Annotated in this window: 18 protein-coding genes; 8 read left to right on the forward strand and 10 right to left on the reverse strand. The window is 70.0% G+C overall.

Going from position 1 to position 19,822, the window contains the following annotated elements:
• Window positions 1–372: SulP family inorganic anion transporter (locus tag VFZ70_01615; GenBank protein ID HEX6254484.1), on the reverse strand; the 372-nt coding region annotated here is incomplete at its 3' end.
• A 42-nt stretch (window positions 373–414) separates the two neighbouring features.
• On the opposite strand from VFZ70_01615, the gene VFZ70_01620 reads away from it, so the two are divergent.
• Window positions 415–2,199 carry a SulP family inorganic anion transporter gene (locus VFZ70_01620; protein ID HEX6254485.1) on the forward strand — a complete coding sequence of 595 codons (1,785 nt, stop codon included), beginning with the start codon at window positions 415–417 and terminating at the stop codon, window positions 2,197–2,199.
• A 37-nt stretch (window positions 2,200–2,236) separates the two neighbouring features.
• Here VFZ70_01620 and VFZ70_01625 read toward each other — a convergent pair whose 3' ends face one another.
• A complete protein-coding gene (locus tag VFZ70_01625; protein ID HEX6254486.1) occupies window positions 2,237–3,286 on the reverse strand; it encodes a S66 peptidase family protein in 1,050 nt (349 codons plus the stop codon).
• 175 nt (window positions 3,287–3,461) lie between these two features.
• Between VFZ70_01625 and VFZ70_01630 the strand changes: the two genes are divergently transcribed.
• Window positions 3,462–4,997: a sialidase family protein gene (locus VFZ70_01630; GenBank protein ID HEX6254487.1), complete on the forward strand. Its 1,536-nt coding sequence runs from the start codon at window positions 3,462–3,464 to the stop codon at window positions 4,995–4,997.
• Window positions 4,998–5,068: 71 nt separating this feature from the next.
• On the opposite strand, the gene VFZ70_01635 is transcribed toward VFZ70_01630, so the two are convergent.
• The 3 genes from VFZ70_01635 to VFZ70_01645 form a co-directional block, all read right to left on the reverse strand.
• Complete coding sequence (locus tag VFZ70_01635; protein HEX6254488.1) at window positions 5,069–5,470, reverse strand: VOC family protein; 402 nt, start codon at window positions 5,468–5,470, stop codon at window positions 5,069–5,071.
• Window positions 5,467–6,234, reverse strand: a complete 768-nt coding sequence (locus VFZ70_01640) for an ArsR family transcriptional regulator (GenBank protein HEX6254489.1) — start codon at window positions 6,232–6,234, stop codon at window positions 5,467–5,469. The genes VFZ70_01635 and VFZ70_01640 overlap by 4 nt, the downstream gene beginning before the upstream one ends.
• A gap of 191 nt (window positions 6,235–6,425) precedes the next feature.
• Window positions 6,426–8,609 carry an Ig-like domain-containing protein gene (locus VFZ70_01645; protein HEX6254490.1) on the reverse strand — a complete coding sequence of 728 codons (2,184 nt, stop codon included), beginning with the start codon at window positions 8,607–8,609 and terminating at the stop codon, window positions 6,426–6,428.
• A gap of 149 nt (window positions 8,610–8,758) precedes the next feature.
• Here VFZ70_01645 and VFZ70_01650 point away from each other — a divergent pair, with 149 nt between their 5' ends.
• The gene (locus VFZ70_01650; protein ID HEX6254491.1) at window positions 8,759–9,223 is read left to right on the forward strand and encodes a GNAT family N-acetyltransferase; all 465 of its coding nucleotides are present in this window, start codon (window positions 8,759–8,761) and stop codon (window positions 9,221–9,223) included.
• A 95-nt stretch (window positions 9,224–9,318) separates the two neighbouring features.
• Here VFZ70_01650 and VFZ70_01655 read toward each other — a convergent pair whose 3' ends face one another.
• From VFZ70_01655 to VFZ70_01675, 5 genes are all read right to left on the reverse strand, one after another.
• Window positions 9,319–9,687 carry a TfoX/Sxy family protein gene (locus VFZ70_01655; protein ID HEX6254492.1) on the reverse strand — a complete coding sequence of 123 codons (369 nt, stop codon included), beginning with the start codon at window positions 9,685–9,687 and terminating at the stop codon, window positions 9,319–9,321.
• A gap of 275 nt (window positions 9,688–9,962) precedes the next feature.
• Window positions 9,963–10,781 (reverse strand): hypothetical protein, encoded by an 819-nt coding sequence (locus tag VFZ70_01660; GenBank protein ID HEX6254493.1) that lies wholly within the window; start codon window positions 10,779–10,781, stop codon window positions 9,963–9,965.
• Window positions 10,778–11,155, reverse strand: a complete 378-nt coding sequence (locus VFZ70_01665) for an STAS domain-containing protein (protein HEX6254494.1) — start codon at window positions 11,153–11,155, stop codon at window positions 10,778–10,780. The genes VFZ70_01660 and VFZ70_01665 overlap by 4 nt, the downstream gene beginning before the upstream one ends.
• On the reverse strand, window positions 11,152–11,577 hold the full coding sequence (locus VFZ70_01670) for an STAS domain-containing protein (protein ID HEX6254495.1): 426 nt from the start codon (window positions 11,575–11,577) through the stop codon (window positions 11,152–11,154). The genes VFZ70_01665 and VFZ70_01670 overlap by 4 nt, the downstream gene beginning before the upstream one ends.
• Window positions 11,561–13,183, reverse strand: coding sequence for a SpoIIE family protein phosphatase (locus VFZ70_01675; GenBank protein ID HEX6254496.1), 1,623 nt, complete (start codon window positions 13,181–13,183; stop codon window positions 11,561–11,563). Before VFZ70_01675 ends, VFZ70_01670 begins: the two co-directional genes overlap by 17 nt.
• 188 nt (window positions 13,184–13,371) lie before the next feature.
• On the opposite strand from VFZ70_01675, the gene VFZ70_01680 reads away from it, so the two are divergent.
• From VFZ70_01680 to VFZ70_01700, 5 genes are all read left to right on the forward strand, one after another.
• A complete protein-coding gene (locus VFZ70_01680; protein ID HEX6254497.1) occupies window positions 13,372–14,652 on the forward strand; it encodes a hypothetical protein in 1,281 nt (426 codons plus the stop codon).
• 157 nt (window positions 14,653–14,809) lie between these two features.
• Window positions 14,810–17,689 carry an AAA family ATPase gene (locus VFZ70_01685; protein HEX6254498.1) on the forward strand — a complete coding sequence of 960 codons (2,880 nt, stop codon included), beginning with the start codon at window positions 14,810–14,812 and terminating at the stop codon, window positions 17,687–17,689.
• Window positions 17,690–17,996: 307 nt separating this feature from the next.
• Window positions 17,997–18,332: a GNAT family N-acetyltransferase gene (locus VFZ70_01690; protein HEX6254499.1), complete on the forward strand. Its 336-nt coding sequence runs from the start codon at window positions 17,997–17,999 to the stop codon at window positions 18,330–18,332.
• Window positions 18,320–18,583 carry a GNAT family N-acetyltransferase gene (locus VFZ70_01695; protein HEX6254500.1) on the forward strand — a complete coding sequence of 88 codons (264 nt, stop codon included), beginning with the start codon at window positions 18,320–18,322 and terminating at the stop codon, window positions 18,581–18,583. Before VFZ70_01690 ends, VFZ70_01695 begins: the two co-directional genes overlap by 13 nt.
• Window positions 18,584–18,758: 175 nt before the next feature.
• Window positions 18,759–19,718 carry a hypothetical protein gene (locus VFZ70_01700; GenBank protein HEX6254501.1) on the forward strand — a complete coding sequence of 320 codons (960 nt, stop codon included), beginning with the start codon at window positions 18,759–18,761 and terminating at the stop codon, window positions 19,716–19,718.
• Window positions 19,719–19,822 lie beyond the last annotated feature (104 nt).

A 19,822-nucleotide genomic window follows, 5' to 3' on the forward strand; every position in this document is an offset into this window, starting at 1 on the left:
GAAGATCGTCCACTGCAGCGGGATGAACAACGCCGTCCCGAACGTCGTCAGCATCACCACGAGCGACCCGGTCGAGGTGTGTTCGGTGAGCCGTGCCACGGCCAGGCGGTCGATGATCAGCTCGGCACCGATGACGAACAGCAGGCCGGCGATCACCGACAGCGGGACGGCCTCGGCCAGGTCGCCGAGGAGCAGTACGAGCAGTGCCAGCCACACCGCGGCGAACACCCTGCCCCAGCGGCCGTCCGCACCTCCGCCGACCGAGATCCCCGTCCGCGTCAGCGAGCCCCCGGTCGGCATCGAGGTCGTGCAGCCGCCGGACCCCGACTTCCCGATCCTCACACCCGCCGACCCGTCTTGACGGCCGCCCATCGCACCTGGACGATCTCCGAACGACCGTGCAAGGTCCCGACCGTGAGCGGTGACACGGGGCGGGATCGCGTTCGACGGTGCTGGGCGCAGGTCCGCCCGCCACCCGGCGCACTGGGTCCTGCCTCCACGGCCGGCATCACCGGTGCCATCGGCGGCGTTCCGGATGGCATGGCCGCGGCCACGCTGGTCGGGGTCAACCCGATCCACGGGCTGTTCGCGACCGCGGTGGGCCGCATCGCGGGCGGGCTGACCGCCAGCTCGCAGCTCATGGTGGTCACCACCACCAGCGCTGCGGCGCTGGCGGCCGGTTCTGCGCTCGCGCCAGTCGCAGGCGAGGACCGGGTGCCCGCGCTCTTCCTGCTGACGATGGTGGCCGGCGCCGCGATGGTCGTGGCCGGCGTGTTGGGATTCGGTCGGCTGACCGGATTCGTCTCACACTCGGTGATGATCGGGTTCCTGACCGGCGTGGCGCTCAACATCATCTTCGACCAGATCCCGAAGATCGCCGGCGTCGACGCCACCGCCCCGAACGCGATCGGGCGGGCGGCCCAGGTCCTGGCCGATCCCAGGCAGGCGCAGCTCGCCTCGGTGGTCGTGGCGGCGACGGCCGCGGCGATCGTCATCGGCCTCGGCCGCACGCGCTACGCCGGCCTCGCCGCGCTCGCCGCCCTGGTCGTCACCGCCGCCGGTGTCTGGGCGGCCGACGGCGCGGACGTCCAACTGGTCAGCGACATCGGCGACATCCCGCGTGGCCTGCCTCCGCCGGCCCTGCCCCGGCTGGGTCTGCTGTCGTTCGACCTGCTCGCGGACGCTGCGGCGGTCGCGGTGATCGTGCTGGTGCAGGGCGCTGGGGTGGCCGAGTCGGCACCGAACCCCGATGGCAGGCGCGCGGACGCCGACGCCAACTTCGCCGCACAGGGCATCGCGAACCTCGCCGCTGGGCTCTTCCGTGGCATGCCCGTGGGAGGATCCGTCGGCCAGACGGCCATCAACGTCGGCGCCGGCGCACGCGACCGCTGGGCGACGATCGCATCCGGAGTGTGGGTGCTCGTCGTCCTGGTGGCGTTGTCACCGGCGGTCGGGCTGGTGCCGATGCCGACGCTCGCCACGCTGCTGGTCGTCGCGTCGGCCGCGGCGATCCGTCGACGTCAGATCGCGACCATCTGGCGCGCGGGCCGGCAGTCCCAGATCGCGATGATCACGACGTTCGCCAGCACCCTGCTGCTGCCGGTCGCCGCAGCCGTCGGGATCGGCGTGGCCATCTCGCTGCTGCTGCAGGCCAACCGCGAGTCGATCGACCTGCGGGTCGTCGAACTCGTCGGCCTACCGGACGGCCGCTTCCGAGAGCAGGCGCCGCCCGCCACCCTCCCCGACGACGCCGCGACGGTGCTGGACGTGCACGGCAGCCTGTTCTACGCCGGCGCGCGCGCACTGGAAGCCTCGCTGCCGGACACCGCCGGTGTACACGCCCCCGTCGTCGTCCTGCGAATGCGGGGGCGAGCGACCCTCGGCGCCACCGCGTTCACGGTGCTGGCCGGCTACGCCGCACGGCTGGACGTGCAGGGCGGACGGCTGTACGTCAGCGGCGTCGATCCGCGACTGGTCGCCAGGTTCCACCACGTCGTCGACGCCGACGTCCAGCGGCGCATGGACGTCTACGAGGCGGAATCGGTACTGGGCGACTCCACGCGCCGTGCTCTCCACGACGCCGAGGCCTGGCTGCTCAGGGCGAGCCCCGACGCAGCCGACGAGGGCGACACACCGCCGCGCGCCGCGCCGCTGACCCGCGCATGGCGCTGGGTCCGGGACCGGTCGCTCCGGCGGTGATCCGCGACCGCCACAGCTTCGGCGGCCGCAGACGGCCTCAGTAGGTCACCGTGATGCGTTGCTGCTGCGGATCCACAACGACCCGCCCGCCGTGCGGCATGACGAACTGCGGATCCGTGTGACCGATGTCGACGTCGGTCACGACGACCGCGTCGGGGTTGTACTCCTCGACCGCGCGGAGCACTGCCTCGCGCTGCTGCCGGGCGTACTCGGCCTTCCGCGCCGGTGGGTTCGGCTGCTCGAACGACCACGCCTTGGCACGCCCCCACAGGATCGCCGGGAACATCTGGAGCAGGCCGCGCTCACCCATGGTCATCAGCACGCGGTAGACGTACGTCGCGTCCGGTAGCTCCTCGGATGTCTCCAGGAACAGTACGGATCCTTCGTACTGCCACACGTCCCGCAGGTAGCGCCCGACGCGCAACTGGAAGTCGACGATCTCCAGGCAGCCGCCCCACGCGGGGCCATCCACCGAAGATTCCGATCCGTGCCACGACCAGGGCGAAGCCACCTGTGCCGGCGGCTCCTTCTCGAGGGTGGTGGGGTCGGCCCAGTCGCGGTCCTCGTCGGTGTACGTGGCTGGTGTAGACAGCTCGAAGTCGCCGTGGGTGAACAGCGCACGGCGCAGCGATTCGCTGGTGTCCGGGTGCATCGCGCCCGCCCGACCCCACTGCACCATCACCGCCCCGCCGTGGTAGCCCACGATCCCGATGTCCCAGAGCAGGTGGAGCACGTTGGTGTTGTCGCTGAAGCCGAAGAACGGCTTGGGGTTGTCGCGCAGCACCGCGCGGTCCAGATGACTCAGCAGCTTGATCTCGTCGTCGCCGCCGATGCTGGTGATCACCGCGGCGATGTCCGGATCGGCGAAGGCCGCATGCACGTCGGCCGCGCGGGCCTCCAGCGAGGCGCCCATCTGGCGGGTCGTCGGATACTCCACGGGCTCGAGGCGGAAGTCGTCGCGCATCCGCTGCAGACCGAGGTCGAACGGTGCCGGGAACATGCCGGGCAGCCCTGAGGAGGGTGAGAGGACCGCGACGCGGTCACCCGGGGACGGCTTGGACGGATGGATGAATTCACGGCCGGCCACGCCACTGCCCTCCCAGCGTCCAAACTCGACGTCGATGGATCATAGAGCCGCCACACGGACGTCAGCGCACCGACCAGCGGCACATGGGCGAGGGCCAGCCACCAAGCCCTCGACAGCGACGCCGTCCGGTGCAAGCATGAGCGCACCATCGGGGTCGGTTTCGGGAGGTCGTCCCATGTCGCGCTTCCGTCTGTGGATCCGTTCGGCTCTGCTCGCCGCTGCTGTCACGCTGCTCATGGCCATCGGCGCCGTCGCCGGCGCCGCCGATCCGATCAGTGGTCTGAGCCCCTATCCCGACGGCGGTGAACCCACCGACCCCCAGGCCGTCACGGCGTGCAACGGCGCACCCCAGACCGGCGTGCTGTACCGGAACAGCGAGACCGAGCCGTACATCGCGGTCAACCCGACCGACCCGCTGAACATGATCGCCGCGTGGCATCAGGACCGGTGGAGCAACGGCTCCGCCCAAGGCGTCGGAGCCGCGTACACAACCGACGGCGGCACGACCTGGACCTTCGTCAACATCCCGTTCACCCGCTGCTCGGGCGGCCAGCCGGGATCGGCCGGTGACTTCGAGCGCGCGTCGGATCCGTGGGTCAGCTTCGGACCGGACGGCACCGCCCACTACATGGCGCTTGTGTCCAACAACTCCAACAACGAGAACGGGATGGCGGTCGCCCGCTCGACCAACGGTGGCATGACGTGGACAGCACCGCAGATCATCAAGAAGAACCCTGCGCAGGACCCGGTGGGTGCATCGCTGTTCCACGACAAGAACACCATCACCGCGGACCCACACGACCCCGATCTGGTCTACGCCACATGGACGCTGTTCCGGGGAGGATCGTGGTCACTGGTCGTGGCGCGTTCGACTGACGGCGGCGAGACGTGGGGCCCCGCGCGCCCGGTCAGCACGATCGAGCCCATCGACCCGTCGCAGGTGGCGTTCTTCCGCCAGGGCGCCCAGATCGTGGTCCTGCCCGACGGCACCCTGATCAACGCGTTCTTCCGCATCCTGCTCGACCAGAAGAACGTCATGATCGACTTCGAACAGGCGATCTTCCGGTCATTCGACCAGGGACGGCACTGGGAGCGGATGGACACCGTCGTGAGCGACTTCGTTCCGGCATCCGCGTTCGACCCTGAGTTCGAGATTCCGGTGCGCGACGCCGGCGAGCTCCCCGACATCACGGTCAACCGGGAGTCGGGTGACCTGTATGCGACGTGGCAGACCCAGAGCAGCGAGGGTCTCGTCAATGTCGTCGTGGCACGTTCGACCGATGGCGGCAGCACCTGGTCAGCGCCGGTGCCCGTCAGCATCGACCCGAACGTGCAGGCCTTCCTGCCAGCGGTGTCGGTCAACGACGACGGCACCGTTGGCGTGCTGTTCTACGACTTCCGACGCGACACGCTCGGCGATGACGTGCTCAGCACCGACGTCCACCTGGCGCTGTTCAACGCCGACCTGTCGACACGGGACGAGCAAACGTTGACGTCGATGTCGTTCGACATGCGCCAGATGCTGCTGACCGGTGACCGCGGGTACTTCCCCGGCGACTACGTGGGCCTGGACACGGCGGACGGCGACTTCGTCGCGGCGTTCACGGTGGCCAACAACCTCGGGTTGCCGGTCGACTTCCCGCAGCCGGCCGGGCTGTTCGTCGACATCAACAACCGTCAGGACATCGTGTTCACGCGCGTGACGCCGTGACCTGAACGGGCGATCCTCACCGACGATCGGTGTGGTGGTCGCGACCCGGGTCGCGGCCACCATCCCGGTGGTCAGCGTGAGCTGTGCGGCGCGCGGTCGGCCGGCTGGAACAGCTCGACCAGGTTGCCATCGGGGTCGGTCAGCAGGATCTGGCGACCACCGGGGCCCTCGACCGTCTCGCCGCGGAAGGTCAGGCCCGCGTCGCGCAACCGGCCGATCTCGGCGTCCAAGTCGTCGATGACGAGGTGGATGCGGTTGCGGCCCGCGGTCGCGGCGTCATCGGGCGTGGCGCGGGCGCCGGAGCTCGCGGGACCGGACAGCAGCAGTCGCAATCGGCCGCGGAGCACGTCGGCGAACGCGGGTGCGACGTTGGTGTTGACGCGGAAGCCGAGGTGGGTGGTGTAGAAGTCGACGGCGCGCTGTACGTCGTCGACGACGTACCGAACGCTCGCGTACTGATCTGACGTGGTCATGGTGCAGGCTCCTGACGGTCGTGTGCGGCCATCGCCGCGAGCAGGTATCTGATGCGGGCATCGATGTCTGCTGCGATGCGCTGGAAAGCGGGGTACCCGCCGTCGTCGATCCGCGCCGGGTCGGGGATGCTCCAGTGGGCGCGGCGTGGGCGGTGGGGGAACACCGGACAGACCTCGCGAGCCCTGTCGCACAGGGTGATCACGCGGTCGAACTCGCGATCGGTCAGTGCGTCCAGGCTTCTGGGCCGCTGGCCGGTGATGTCGATGCCGAACGCCTCGCGCAGCACGCGGATGGCGTCGACGTGCAGGCGGTGCCCGGGCCGGCTGCCAGCGCTCGCCGCCCTCACCCGGCCGGCTGTGCGATGGCGCAGCAGCGCCTCGGCGATCGGTGAGCGGGCGGTGTTGCCCGTGCACACGAACAGCACGGTCGTGTCCCGGACCGCGGTGTGGGCGACCGGAGGCGTCGGTGGCGTAGCGATCGGGCCCAGCGCCGGGTGCAGCGCACGACCGCTGTCATTGAGCGCGCCCGCACACCGGTCGAGATCGAGACGGTAGTAGCTCTCCCGACCGTCGAAGCTGCTGCGCGTGGCGGTGACGAGGCCACCGTCACGCAGCAGCCGCAGATGGTAGGACACCAGGTTCTGCGGCTCGTCGATCCGCGCAGCGAGCTCACGGACCCGGTAATCGCTCTCGCCGAGCTCGGCCAGCAGTGACCAGCGCAGCGGGTGCGCCGCCAGCTGGATGAACGCCGGCGGCGTTGACACTCGAGGCGAACGACCCATGTGTCGGACGATACATCAAACGAGACTGATGTATCAACTCTAATTGATGGAATGTCGAGGAACGACCATCGTCCGCAACCCGCTGGGACGAAACTCGCGTCACGCGCGGCATGGGATGCTCGACGAACGCGGCTGACCCGGCGTGCGGGGTGCGGGGTGCGGGGGTGCAGCGCTCACGGTGTGCGGAACTCGACGTGTAGCACGGGAGCTGCCGCCGCGAGTCCGTCGGACGACACGGCGACGCGTTCGCCGGTCCCCTCCACGATGAGCGCCAGCGGGTTGCCGGACGACCATCCGGGGCGCGCCACGACCTCTTCGACGACGGGCGCCAGCTGAGCGGTGCGCTGTGCCAACGTGCGGCTGCCCTTGGTCCACGGCGGTGGTTGCCACGCGACGGACGCGTTCGTCCTCGGTCGCGCCGTGATCGAGTACTTGACCGTCGTGAACTCAGGTGCGTCGTCCGCTGCATCGCCGGTTATCGTCAGGGCCGTCGCCACCGACGTCGTCTTGTCCGCCTGGAACTGCACGTAGGCATCGAGGATCGTCGCGCCCGGAGGAATCGTCACCCCGGCGAAGCGCAGACCGACAGCCCGTTGATCGTCACTACCGGTGGACGTGACGTCTGTCATGAGATCGAGGTTCGACTGCGAGGTCCAGATCCGACCGTTGGACCGTTCCTCGACGTCGCCCATGGATGTGTCGATCGGAATGTCCAGCGTCTGCGGGATCACGGGGTCCGGCGCGTTGTCGACCCCGACGTTCACCGGTGTCGACGTCACGCTCGTGCCGGCAGCGTTCGTCGCGACCGCAGTCAACGTGTGCTCGCCGTTGACCACCGTCCGCGTGTTCCAGTCCACCGACCAGCCGTCGCCGGCGTCCGTGTCCGTTCCGATGCTCGACTGGCCGGCGAGGAACTCGACGCTGACGACGTTCGCTGCCGTGGCGGTCACGGGAACCGTCCCCGCCAGCGTGCTCCCGCCAGCAGGGCCGGAGATCGACACCGTGGGCGCGGCTGGCGGGGGCGGCGCCGAGGCCGCTCGCACGACCTGACGCCACATCCGCTGTGCGACACCGCGGTCGTCGACCATCAGCAGCAGGTCCGCCGCGGCGGAGACGGGATCGCGTGGCAGTGGAAGCCTGGTGTCGTAGATGTCCTCGGCCACCGGATCGCTGACCTGGAACACGCGTAGCTTCGACCACCTCTCGTCGCGGTCCGTCAGCGCATCGATGGGCGCATACCACAGCTCGGCGTGGGTGCGCGCCGTCGTACCGGCCGTCACGACGAGGAGTCGGGAGGCCGCATCGACAGTGATGACGGGCCGCTTCTGGTCGTTCGCTGTCGTGGAGTACCGCTGGATCACGTGCTTGAGCCACCCACCCTGCGCCCGGCGTTCATAGACGATCAGCTGCGGGCGCGCCTTGGACCGGGCGTCGCCGAGAGGTTCGGTCTCGATGACGACGAACACGCGGTTCTCGAAGACGACCGCGGACAGTTCGTCGTCAGCGCGCTCGCCGCCCTCCCACGCCGGGAGGATCCCCGTCTCATCCGTCCAACTCGCCGGCGCGCTCCAGTTGGGTTGGTTCTGGTCCATGTGGAGGAAGTGGACGCGGGCCTGGCCACCGGGCGCCGTGCCGTTCTCCGTCGCGGCGAACCCCACGTGGGTCGCGCCCCCGACGGTGAACAGCACCCAGTGCCCCTCGCCGGCGGCGGCTGTCGTCTTCAGCGCCACGGGGTCGGGCCACGAGTCGCCCCCGTCCGTGGAGCGCGAGACGAGCAACTTGTTGTCGTAGTTGACGCCGGCCCACAGGTGGCCGTTCGGCGACTTGACGATGGTGACGCGTGCGCCGCCACGTAGCATGGTCGGGGCGGCGACCCCGCCCTTGCGGCTGGTCTCCACGTACCGGTCGGTGGCGGCATCGTACGAGAAGCGGCGGAATCGCGATGTTCCGGAGTTGCCACGCGAGAAAAAGGCGTACAGCGTCTTCGATCCGTCGTCCCAGTAGGCGTCCGGCGACGACGCCTTCGAGGTCTCGGCGAGCGCCACTGACTTCGGTGAGCCGCCGAGGTCGTGCCACAGCCACCACTCCGACGAGCTCGCCGCTGGCGGCGACGCGGTCGGCATGAAGCCGTCCCAGCGTCGCCGTGCGGCATTCCACCAGTAGTTGCGCTGGTTGTTGTTCGCGTAATGGCCACCCAGCCCCGCGATATCGGTTCCGACGACCGGTTCGTTGAGGCCGAACGCGTTTTCGAGTGTGGGCTCAGCTGACTGGGCGCGCGCGTTCGGCGGCGCCGAGACGGCGACCGCGAACGGAACGACGAGCAGGAGCGCGACGACAGCGCGCATGGATCGCTGCATGGGAGGTCCCCTTGACGAGCAGCGCGCCCGCCTGCGCGTTGCATTACCGGAACCTATCGGTCGGGCCGTAGCCGCGCCTACCGGAAATCAGTGAACTATTGCCGCCGACGGATGCGCGGACGTCGTCGCCGACCAGAGGAGGATGACCCATGATCCGTCCGTACGTAGCGGCGGACCTCGAGTCACTGCTCGACGTCTGGTACCAGGCGTCACTCATCGCGCACGCGTTCCTGCCTGAGGAGTTCCTCGCCGCCGAACGGGAGGACATCGCGGACGTCTGGATGCCGGTCGCCGAGACGATCGTGTACGAGGACGACGGACAGGTCGTCGGCTTCCTCTCGCTCGTGGGCAACGAGGTCGGAGCTATCTTCGTGCACCCCGAGCATCAGGGCAGGGGCGTCGGTCGGGCGCTGATGGTCCGGGCGCGCGCAGCGCGCCCGGACCTGGAACTCGACGTGTTCGAGGCCAACGCCATCGGCCGACGCTTCTATGACGCCTACGGGTTCACATTCGTCCGCCGCCACGTCCACGATGAGACGGGACGCATGCAACTGCGGCTGAGACTCGGCGGCGAGCGCCCGCCGGGGGCGGCTCCGGTCAGCGAAGACGGTTGACGCTCGACGTGCACCACGCACCGAGGGCGCCTCGTTCCCACAGACCGGCATGCCGAGCTCGCCGCTGGCCACGACGTCGCTCGGGGTCGCGCCCTCTACCGCCGCTTCGTCCTCGGCTTCTTCGGCTTCTTCGGCGGGAACGCGGCGACGTGCTCCAGCGCACGACGCACCCACGGAGCCGCCTGCGCGGGATCGGAGACCGCGGCCAGCGGCAGTGCCACGTAGCCGCCCATCGGCCGCTCCACCGGCCCGAACGGTCCGGCGCCGTCGACCGACAGCAACTCCTCGCGGGCGTCATCCGGCAGCTTGACACCGACGTCCGCCCCGAACAGACCCATGAACATGTTGCCATTCACGAATGCGCCGAGGTTGCCGAACATCGGCTTCGTCTCCACCCGCGGATCGTCGGGCACCAGCGCACGGAACCGGGCCTTGTCGGCCTCGGTCGGCTTCGGCACCTGCATCACACGACCTCCTCGTCGCTGCGGCCCGGACAGTGGACGTCATCGCCGCGAAGCCGGCTCCCTGCGCTGTCCACGGTCCCACGAGGGCTCGTCGGACAGCGCGTCATCGCGATCGTCACCTTGCGCCACCGTGCCCGATCGAGACGGAGCAGCGCGTGATGGCGCCGATGAAGCGCTTCGGTCGTCCGCTGCTCATCCAGAACGTCGCGCCCGGCTGACGCGTGGAACGGTCCTGACAGGCAGTGGACGGACGGCCAGGATGCCGGCGTCGTGCGTCATGTGGACCGCTCCAAGTCGCGTGCACCGTCGGGTCCGTGCGAGTCGTCGCTCGTCGAGGCTCCGACCGGTCCGGTCGCATCCCGTCGGCGGCGACGCGGGTGCGTCAGCGAGTACAGAGTCGTCCTGACCATCGAGTTGGCGCGCAGGTTGCGCCAGTAGCGCCACTGCCTGCTGTGGTCCACGCAGATGCGGGTCATGGTCGGACGCGCTCCACCCGCGCCGACCCTGGCGGCCAGGTTGCGCAGCACCGTCCGCCACTGCCAGTCCTCGCCCCGGTGACCGCCGAGCGGCATGAGCAACTCATAGAAGGGATCGCTCGTCCGGATGAGTACGTCGATCGTCGCCGTTGGCGCATCACCCGCGCCGTCGCGGTCGACACTGAAGGTGATCCAGCCTGCGAAGCTGTGTCGTTCGGGTGTCATGAACGTGAAGCTGCGGTCGTCCTCGTACAGGACCACCACGCCGGTCGACCACAGCACGAGGGGTCCGATCCCGATGTTGATCAGCATCGAGTCGCCGACGGTCACGACCTCCTCGCCGCCGTAGATGTGCGCGGTGCGTGGCCAGAACGTGGCGAACTCCGCCTTCCAGATCGCGACGACCTGCTCCGGTGTGAGCGCCGCACCGTCGAGCGGCACCTGGTAGGTCTTGCGCCACAACTTTCCGAAGCCCTGGATCGGTGACGTGAGGTCGAGGTCCGCGACGTTGCGGACAAGTGCTCCCTCGGGGCGCCCGGAGAAAGAGATCCTCGATGAAGGCGACCACCGCCCCGCCTTCGGGCGACCCGCTCTGTCGGTGGGCGGCGTCGTGCTCATCGCCGCGACCCCGTCGCGGCGAGCGCGGCGGTCTCGTCGTCGTACAGCTCGATCGCCTCGTCCAGTCTCGTCAGCGCGAATATCTGGCGATAGTGCCTGTCCAAGCCGAAGGCGACGAGCCGCTGCCGTTGGCGGTTGGCGCGCACGAGCAGGGTGACCAGCAGTCCGATGCCACCGCTGTTCATGTAGTCCAGGCCCGTGAAGTCCAGCCCGACGGTGTCGATGTCCCCGTCGCTGGCACGCTCGAACGCGGCGGTCATCGCTGCCTCGGACCGTGACGTCACCTCAGGCGGCATCGCGATCACCAGTAGGCCGCGCGTCGGACGGCGGGTGTCCACCGGCGTCGGTGATGATGGGACGGTCGTGTCGGTCATGGTGCGCCTCCTGCCTGCGCATCGCCTGATGCATTCGGATCCGGTTGTCGTTCTGCGTCCGCGCCGGCGGACGAACCGCCCAGCCCGTGTAGTGCCTGCTGCTCGTCGTCGAACACTTCGATGTAGTCGGCCAGGCGTGTCACGGCGAAGACCTCGCGGTAGTGGGGGGTGAGGCCGCATGCGGCCATGCGTCGGCCCTTCCGCCGTGCTCGCGCGAGCAGGCTCACCAGCACCGCGATGCCGGTGGAGTTGATGTACTCGACCTCGGCGAAATCGAGCAGCAGGGCGTCGGGGCCCATGGCGACCGCGATGTCATACGCCTCGGTCAGGTCATGGGTCGCCTGTCCGGTCACGTCGCCTGACAGCGTCAGCACCGCCACCGACCACAGGTGACGCACACTGACGTCAACGGTCTTGAGCATTGCGTCCTCCTCGACGTGTGGTGGCCACAGTCAGCTCGACCGTGTGCTGGTGATTGCCGTCGATGACATGTACGTCGTCGACCATGTTCCGGATGAGGAACAACCCCCAGCCACGCGCGTGCTGGAGGCCCGCCAGCTTGGCGTCGAGGTCCGGCTCCTCGAGCGCGACGCCGTCGGTGCCCTGGCCGTGGTCGGTGACGCGCACGATGACGCTGTCGTCGTCGGCGCACACCTCGACGCGCACGGACAGGTGCGGATCGTTGCCGTTGCCGTGCTCGATCGCGTTCATCGTCGCCTCGCCAACAGCCGTGGCGAGACGCTCGAGCACGATCCCGTCGAGATCGCGCCCACGCAGTGCATCAGTGACTCCAGCGATGGCCCGGCGCTCGTTGCCGGGCGCGCTCGGGAGCGTGAAGTCCGCCAAGCGGATCGGCGCGCGCGCCTCGGGGACGGCTCTCCCGGACCGGGCGACCGTGACGAGCGTGATGTCGTCCTCCTGCTCGGCGCCGTCGGGAACGAACACGGCGAGCGCCTGGAGCACCGTGTCGATGAGTCGGCTGGGGTCGGCGTCGGACCCGACCAGCTCCGCCAGACGATCGAAGCCGAACATCGACCGGCCCGGGCCGTGTGCCTCGGCCACGCCGTCGCTGTGGAGCAGGACCTGGTCGCCTGGTGCGAGCACGGTCTCGGCCTCGTCGTACCGCATGTCGGGCAGCAGGCCCAGTGGCATGCCGCGGGCCCTGAGCTCGCGCACGGTGCCGTCGGTCGCACGCACGTACGGGACGGGGTGCCCGGCGTTGGCGAATCGAAGCACACCGGTCGCCGGATCCAACACGGCGTACATGCAGGTGACGAACATGTTGGCGGGCATCTCGGAGACCAGGAGCTCGTTGGCGCGCGCGAGCACGTCTCCGGGTGCGGGCAGCCTTGGTGCGTCACCGCGCAGGATCGAGTGCGTCTTGGCCATGATCAGGGCCGCGGGGACACCCTTGTCGGTGACGTCGCCGACGACGATGCCGAGCCGTCCGTCGGGGAGTTCGATGAAGTCGTAGAAGTCGCCGCCGACCTCACGCGCCGGGCGGTAGAACGCCTCGACGTGCCAGCCGTCGAGTCGGGGAAGCTCGCGGGGCAGGAACTGCTGCTGGATGAGTGTGGCGACCCGCAGCTCCTGCTCGATCCGCGACCGCTCCCGCACCTGGTCGTCATGCTGGCGCACCAGTTGGGCGATGCGCACCGCGGGTGCGGCGTGGCCAGCCAGCTCCTCCAGCAGCCGGCGGTCCTCCGACGAGTAGCTCTGCTCGGAGCGCCGTGGCCCGAGGTTGAGCAGACCGAGCAGCTCACCCTGCGTGACCAGTGGGACGACCAGCACCACACCTGCGTCGCGCAGCGCGCGGACGGCTGGGGTGTCGAGCTGGAGCTGCTGCAGGTCGACCGGCCCGCCCGCACGTGCCATGTAGGCCAGCAACGGATCATCGTCTGCGATGTCGACCGCGTTGGCCGGCGCGGGCTCGTCGAGGACCGTCGCGGGCTCGGTCACGCTCGCCGACCGGGCATCATCGGCCCGGACGCGTCGCCCCCACCAGCGAAGTCTCATCGCCGCACTCATGCTCGCTCGGTCCCTCCTCGGCCTCGCCCGGCAGGGGCGACGACGTGGGACGAGCATGCGGCCACATCGCAACGAGAACGTGACGGGCCGCGACAGTGCGCCGATTCCTGTGCGAACGGCGACGCTGCGACCGTCGCGGCCGCGGCGCCGTAACGACTCCGGAACGCCCGCCGACCATCATCGGCTCCATGACCTCCACCACGAGCGCTGCCGCCCCAGACCCCGTCGATCGCACGCTGTCGCGCCTGTCCTGGGTGGCGCTCGCCGTGATCGTGGCGGTCACATTCTCCGCCGGCTCCGTGAGCCTGTGGCTGGCAGGCGGCGTGGATCCGTTCATGTTCGTCATGCTCGTGTTCCCGGCCGTGGGGGGTCTGGTGGCGGCACGTCGACCGCGCAACACCATCGGTTGGATCCTGCTGCTGATCGGGGGCGTGCTCGCGGTGGGCGCGCTGCTCGACGTGTACAGCCTCGTCAGCGTGACGACGGGTGCGGACCTGCCGTGGGCCGACGTGGCGGCGAGCCTCGCGCAGCACCTGTGGATCCCGGGCATCGGGCTGATCGGTACGTTCCTTCTGCTGCTGTTCCCCGACGGTCACCCGCCGTCGCCGCGTTGGCGGCCGGTCGCGTGGGGCGCGGCCACCGGGCTCACGTTGAGCTACGTGGGCCTCACGGTGTCGCCGGGCCTGCTGGACATCGCACCCGGTGTGCGCGTGCCCAATCCGCTCGCCGTCGGCCTTCCCCCCGTCGAGCCGCTACTTGCTGGCCTCATCGCGCTCGTCCCACTCTCGATCGCCGCGTGCACGGCCGGGCTCGTCGTGCGGTTCCGGCGGGCACAGGGTCAAGAACGGCTGCAACTGCAATGGCTGACCACCGCCGCCGCCCTCACGGGGTCGGTCTACGTGACGCTGGTCGTGGCCAACCTGCCGTACATGTTCTCCGACAACGCCGTCCCACGCTGGATGGAGGCCGTCGGTGAGGTCAGCGTGTTCGCGTTCGTGCTGATCCCGGTGGCGATCGGCGTCGCGATCCTCCGCCACGACCTGTATGACATCGACGTGGTCATCAACCGCACGCTCGTGTACGGTCTGCTCACGGCGGCGTTGACGAGCACGTACGTCGTGATGGTGACCGCGCTGCAGCGGGTGCTCGAGCCACTCACGGGGCGGTCCGACCTCGCCGTCGCCGGTTCGACGCTCGCCGTGGCCGGGCTGTTCCAACCGGTCCGCGTGCGGGTGCAGGCGCTGATCGACGGCGTGTTCTACCGTCGCCGCTACGACGCCAGACGCACGGTACGCGCATTTGCGGCACGCGTGCGCGACGACGTCGATCTCGATGTGGTCACCGACGACCTCGTCGCCGTGGTCCGCGACGTCATCCAGCCCGTTGCCGCGACGCTGTGGCTGCGTGGTGGCACCGAGCGAGCAGGGCGCGACCCGGGATCGGCACATGAGACTACCTCGCCAGCATGATCCCCCCGATCGGGTTGCACGTTACCGCCGCGCAATGACACGACGCCGGCGGCAGTCATCGGGCGTACGCTGCACACGGATGCGCTGGAGGTGATCCCGGACGATCGGCCACATGCTGCACGAGCCGCGCTCCGCCCCATCGGTGGAGGCGCGCGTCATGCGGCTGTCCGTCCTCGGCCCGCCCGTCGTCGAACGCGACGGAGCCGTGGTGGCCTTCGACACGCGCAAGGCCATCGCACTGCTGGCCTACCTCGCCGTGACCGGCCGCCCATGCCGGCGCGAGACCCTCGCCGGCGTCGGTTGGCCGGACGCGGCTCCGGACCGGGCTAACGCGTCGCTTCGACGCACGCTGTCGACGATCCGCCGCGTCGCCGGGGCGGATGTGCTCACGGCCGACGGCGGCACGATCGGACTCGACCGGTCGGCGATCTGGGTCGATGTGGACGCGGCACGCGACGCGGTCGCGGTAGCATCCGCGCATCCGCACGGTGCGGGCGTGGCGTGCACGGCCTGCGTGCCGCCGCTCACCGCGGCAGCAGTGCTCCATCGCGGGCCGTTCCTCGAGGGGTTCGGCCTTCGCGACAGTCCCGAGTTCGACGAATGGGCCCTGCGCACGGCCGACGCGTTGCAGCGTGAGCTGGCCGATCTGCTGGCGCTGCTCGTGGATGCCCACGTCCTCAACGGCGACCTGTCTGCGGCAGCCCAGCTCGCGCAACGTCATCTCGCACTGGACGCGCTGCACGAGCCGGCCCACCGCACACTGATGCGGCTGTACACATGGCAGGGCCGCCGGGGCGCCGCCCTGCGGCAGTACCGCGAGTGCGTGCGGGTCCTCGAACAGGAGCTCGGCGTGCCGCCGGTCGACGAGACGACGCGGCTGTACGACGACATCGTCGCCGACCGGCTCCCCCCATCCACGCGCTCCGCTGCACCAGGTCACGCCGCTGCCGCACCTGTACCGACGCCCGTGCAGCAGCCCGCCGGCTCATCACGCGCCGCGCCCTTCGTGGGGCGCGACGACGAACTGGCGACGCTGGCCGAAGCGATCGAACAGCCCGGCGCGCTGATCGTCGTCGAGGGCGAGGCGGGGATCGGCAAGACGCGATTGCTGGATCAGGTCTGTGGCACCGTCGGTGAGCCACAGCCGGTGCGGATCACGTGTAGGCAGGACGAATCGACGCTCGCCTTCGGAGCCGTCGTCGAGGCGCTGCGCAGACCAGGGGTCCGCCCACGCCTGCGGGCGCTCGCCGAGCACACGCGACGCGAGCTCGCCCGCGTCCTTCCCGAACTGGCGGACCGCGCCAACCCACCGCCACCGGCCGACGGGCCGGGTGCCACGTGGCGGCTGCACGATGCATTGTCCGAAGCCTTGGTCGCCGCGGTCAATCAGCAGGGCGGAGCCCGCCCAGGCGTGCTGATCGTCGACGACGCCCACTGGCTGGACGAGTCCTCGCTCGACGTCATCGCGCACCTCGGCCGCCGGCTCCGGGACCGGCCGGTGTCGATGGTGCTGGCGTGGCGGATCGAGCTCGTTCGCGCGGACCATCGACTCCGACGTCTGCTCACCGACGCGACCCGTCAGGCTGCCGCATGCGCCATCGTGCTGGACCGCTTGGACGAGGTCGCCGTGCGCACACTGGTCGCGGACCGTGCCGGCGATGGGGCACCGGACCTCGACGCGCTGACCGACCGGATGATGGCCACGACCGAGGGCGTACCGCTGCTGGTCGTCGAGTACATGGCGGCGCTGGAGCGCGACGCGCGCGCATTCGAGGGGCCTACGCCACCGGGCGCCAGGGATCTGTTCGCGGCTCGACTCGGGTCGGTCAGTGACGTCGCGCGTCAGGTCCTGACCACGGCAGCGGCGATCGGCGGGCCGTTTGATCCGGACCTCGTGCGACGCGCGAGCGGGCGGACCGAACAGGAGACCACCGATGCGCTGGAGGAGCTCGCCTCGGCGAAGCTGATCGGCGAACACGACGACGGACCACTCGCGTACGACTTCGCGCACAGCCGCATGCGGGCGATCACGTACGAGTCGGCGGGCCCCGCCCGCCGGCGCCTGCTGCACCGCAGGATCGCAGCCGCGCTCGAGCGCCGGGACAGCACCGTCAACGCCGAACGATCCCTTGCGCTCGCCGTCATGATCGCGGGCCACCACCGGGCAGCGGGCGATGACGCACGGGCTGCCGACTGGTCGCACCGAGCAGCCCGCGGCGCACGCGATCTGCTCGCGGTACCCGACGCCGTCGCGCAGTACGAGGCTGCGCTGATGCTGGGCCACCCCGACACCGCCGACATCCACGCTGCACTGGGCGAGTTGCACACGCTCACCGGCCGTTACGACGAGGCGCTGCGACACCTCGAGGCGGCCGTCGCCCTGGCAGGCGACGAACAGTTCGCAGATCTGGAGCACCAGATCGCTGCCGTCCACGTGCGATGGGGCAAGTGGGTGCTGGCCGACCAGCACCTGGGGATCGCGCTCGACGCGCTCGACGATGGCGGAGGTGCGGCCGACGGCGCGCTCCGTGCGCGGCTGCTGACCGATCGAGGTCTCGTCGCGCACCACCTCGGCCAACATGGTTCCGCGAAGGCACTCGCCACCGACGCGTTGGCTGCGGCCGAGGCCTCCGGCGATCTGGGTGCGCTCGCCGAGGCGCACAACCTGCTCGGCGTCGTGCACAAACGCGACCTCTCGGTGGCGCGTCTCCACCTGGAGCACGCGCTCGCACTGGCACGCCGCACGCACGACGTGGCAACCGAGGTCGCGGCGGCCAACAACCTCGCCCAGGCACATGCCTGGGCGGGGGCGGTCGACCTGGCGCTGCCGCTCGCGGAGTCGGCGCTGCAGCGGGCGGCACGACTGGGCGATCGCCACCGGCAGGCCGCCCTGCACAACAACCTGGCAGACCTGCTCCACACCCTCGGTCGTCATGACGACGCGAGGACGCACCTCACCCGCGCCGTCGAGCTCTTCGCCGACATCGGAAGGTCGGACGTACCCGAGCCAGAGGTTTGGAAGCTGGCTGAGTGGTGACACGTCGCGCACACCCCACGGGCCGGCCCACGCTCCGCCACCGGAGGCTGCGCGACGCAGGCTTACCGGGTGCGCCGACGTGCGTCGTAACAATGCCGAGACGCGCGCCGCGGACACGGCCCACACGAACGGACCACGGAGCAACGGCTGGGTGACGGCGCCGCAGCGCGTGCGTCCCGGCGGGTCATGGCGTGTGGCCCCCCGGAGCGCGTGAGGCCAGCGTGACGGTCGGCCAGCAGTACAGTTCCGGCATGGCGTTGCCGGCGGAGTACGAGGTCCGAGGACCGACCTGGCATGACCTCAACGCGTGGCCGCCGTGCTCGTCGCCGACGACATGGATGACGTCGGGCTCGCCATCCTGGACTCCGACTTCCTCCTTGCGCAATGGAACCGGGCTGGCTTCGAGCTCACGACCGATGCGTGGGTCGTCTGCCGTGGTGCGGACGGAATCATCGGGTACGGCCAGGCCCACGCCGCGCAGCCGGGGATCGTCGAGTCCTGGGGCGTCGTCCACCCCGGAGACCGCGACCGCGGCGTCGGCTCGGCCCTCCTCGACCTCATCGAGGAGCGGGCGCGCAGTCCGGCGCTCGACGCGACCCTGTGGCTGCGGCGAAGGATGGGCGCGAGCCCGTGGGTGCGTTGACTGCCAACGTGTGGAGCGACCGGGGCTGGCTGGATGAACTCGGCGTCGTGGGCACGCACCGCGGTCGCGGGATCGGGACCGCCCTGCCGCGTCGCTCCTTCGCCGTGTTCGCGCATCGCGGCCTGGCGCGCGTGATGCTGAACGTCGACGCGGCGAACCCCACCGGCGCGCCCGCTCTCTATGAGCGCGCGGGCATGCATGTCGTCCGGCGCTGGGAGGTGTGGGAGCGCTCGTGGGGTCGTCCCACGTGATCGCGACCCCGGCTCGCTCGTTCGGTTCCGACAGCGCCCCTCGCCCGCAGCCTCCCGCTCCGGCCGCGCGCCGGCGAACGTGCCGTATGTCCCGCGATCGAGCACACGCCTTCTCATGGGGCCTGCGCTGGACTATCGTCCGCGCAGGGACTCTTCGGCGGGCGGAAGGTGGACCATGCCACACGTGACGTTCATCCATGGGATCGGGAACAAGACCTCGGCGGACGAGTTGTTGGACGGCTGGCGGGGCTCGCTCGCGGGCCACGGCCTGGATCTGACGGCTGTCGGGGCGACGTCGTCGATGATCTACTGGGCGGACCTGCTGTACCCCTCGCCCGGCCGGGCCGAGGTCGCGTACGAGTCCGCAGGCAGGACCGAGGATCCGTCCGTTCCGGACATCGGCATGCGCTGGGCCGTCGAGGCCGAGGGCGAGGAAGCGCGGTTCATCGAAGGCCTCGCGTCGGCGATCGGCTTCGCTGAGTTCGCGACGGACGAGCCGCTGGAAGTGGCCCCACCGGTCGAGCGCGGCGCAGCGCCCGTGGACGCCACCGGCTTCGAGCGGATCCCGCTACCAGGATGGCTCAAGCGCCGGCTGATGAAGATCCTGCTGCGCGACGTACATCACTACCTGTTCGACGCCGAGTTCAGCCCTCGCCCCGGCGAGACGTACCGGATCCAGCGAACCATCCGCAAGCGGGTCGTCGACGCACTGGAAGCCGGTGCGCAGGCCGACGGGCCGCACGTGGTCGTCAGCCACAGCATGGGCACGGTCATCATCTACGACTGCCTCAAACGCGTCGACGGCTGCCCACCGGTCGATGGGTTGATGACGATCGGCAGCCCGCTGGGGCTCGACGACATCCAGGACGGGCTGAAACCGGAATGGACCCGGTCAGACGGCTTCCCGCCGAAGTGCGGCGGCCACTGGGTCAACGTGTTCGACCGACTGGACCCGGTCGCGGCGCTCGATGCCGGTCTGGCCAACGACTACCAGCGGCGGGGATCTCCCGTGATCGATGATCTCCACGAGAGCAACTGGGGCACCTGGCGCCACGACATCGCCAAGTACTTCGCCGGCACGAACCTGCGAGCGCGCCTCGAGTCGCTGCTCACAGCATCCGCCGACGGCCCATGACTGGAGTCCCCGCACGTCGCCCGCACATCTGGTCACAGCGCAGCGATGAGCTCCTCGAGCGCCCGTTGGACATCAGGGTCCTCATCTCCGAGGGGGCTCGCTGA

This window comes from Euzebyales bacterium (genome assembly GCA_036374135.1).
GTDB lineage: Bacteria > Actinomycetota > Nitriliruptoria > Euzebyales > JAHELV01 > JAHELV01.

Bases quoted from the DNA above. Each gene is read 5' to 3' on its own strand.
- VFZ70_01675 (HEX6254496.1), bottom strand. From the start codon at position 13,183: ATGAGTGCGGCGATGAGACTTCGCTGGTGGGGGCGACGCGTCCGGGCC.
- VFZ70_01650 (HEX6254491.1), top strand. From the start codon at position 8,759: ATGATCCGTCCGTACGTAGCGGCGGACCTCGAGTCACTGCTCGACGTC.
- VFZ70_01635 (HEX6254488.1), bottom strand. From the start codon at position 5,470: ATGACCACGTCAGATCAGTACGCGAGCGTTCGGTACGTCGTCGACGAC.
- VFZ70_01700 (HEX6254501.1), top strand. From the start codon at position 18,759: ATGCCACACGTGACGTTCATCCATGGGATCGGGAACAAGACCTCGGCG.
- VFZ70_01660 (HEX6254493.1), bottom strand. From the start codon at position 10,781: ATGAGCACGACGCCGCCCACCGACAGAGCGGGTCGCCCGAAGGCGGGG.
- VFZ70_01665 (HEX6254494.1), bottom strand. From the start codon at position 11,155: ATGACCGACACGACCGTCCCATCATCACCGACGCCGGTGGACACCCGC.
- VFZ70_01680 (HEX6254497.1), top strand. From the start codon at position 13,372: ATGACCTCCACCACGAGCGCTGCCGCCCCAGACCCCGTCGATCGCACG.
- VFZ70_01645 (HEX6254490.1), bottom strand. From the start codon at position 8,609: ATGCAGCGATCCATGCGCGCTGTCGTCGCGCTCCTGCTCGTCGTTCCG.
- VFZ70_01670 (HEX6254495.1), bottom strand. From the start codon at position 11,577: ATGCTCAAGACCGTTGACGTCAGTGTGCGTCACCTGTGGTCGGTGGCG.
- VFZ70_01685 (HEX6254498.1), top strand. From the start codon at position 14,810: ATGCGGCTGTCCGTCCTCGGCCCGCCCGTCGTCGAACGCGACGGAGCC.
- VFZ70_01655 (HEX6254492.1), bottom strand. From the start codon at position 9,687: ATGCAGGTGCCGAAGCCGACCGAGGCCGACAAGGCCCGGTTCCGTGCG.
- VFZ70_01630 (HEX6254487.1), top strand. From the start codon at position 3,462: ATGTCGCGCTTCCGTCTGTGGATCCGTTCGGCTCTGCTCGCCGCTGCT.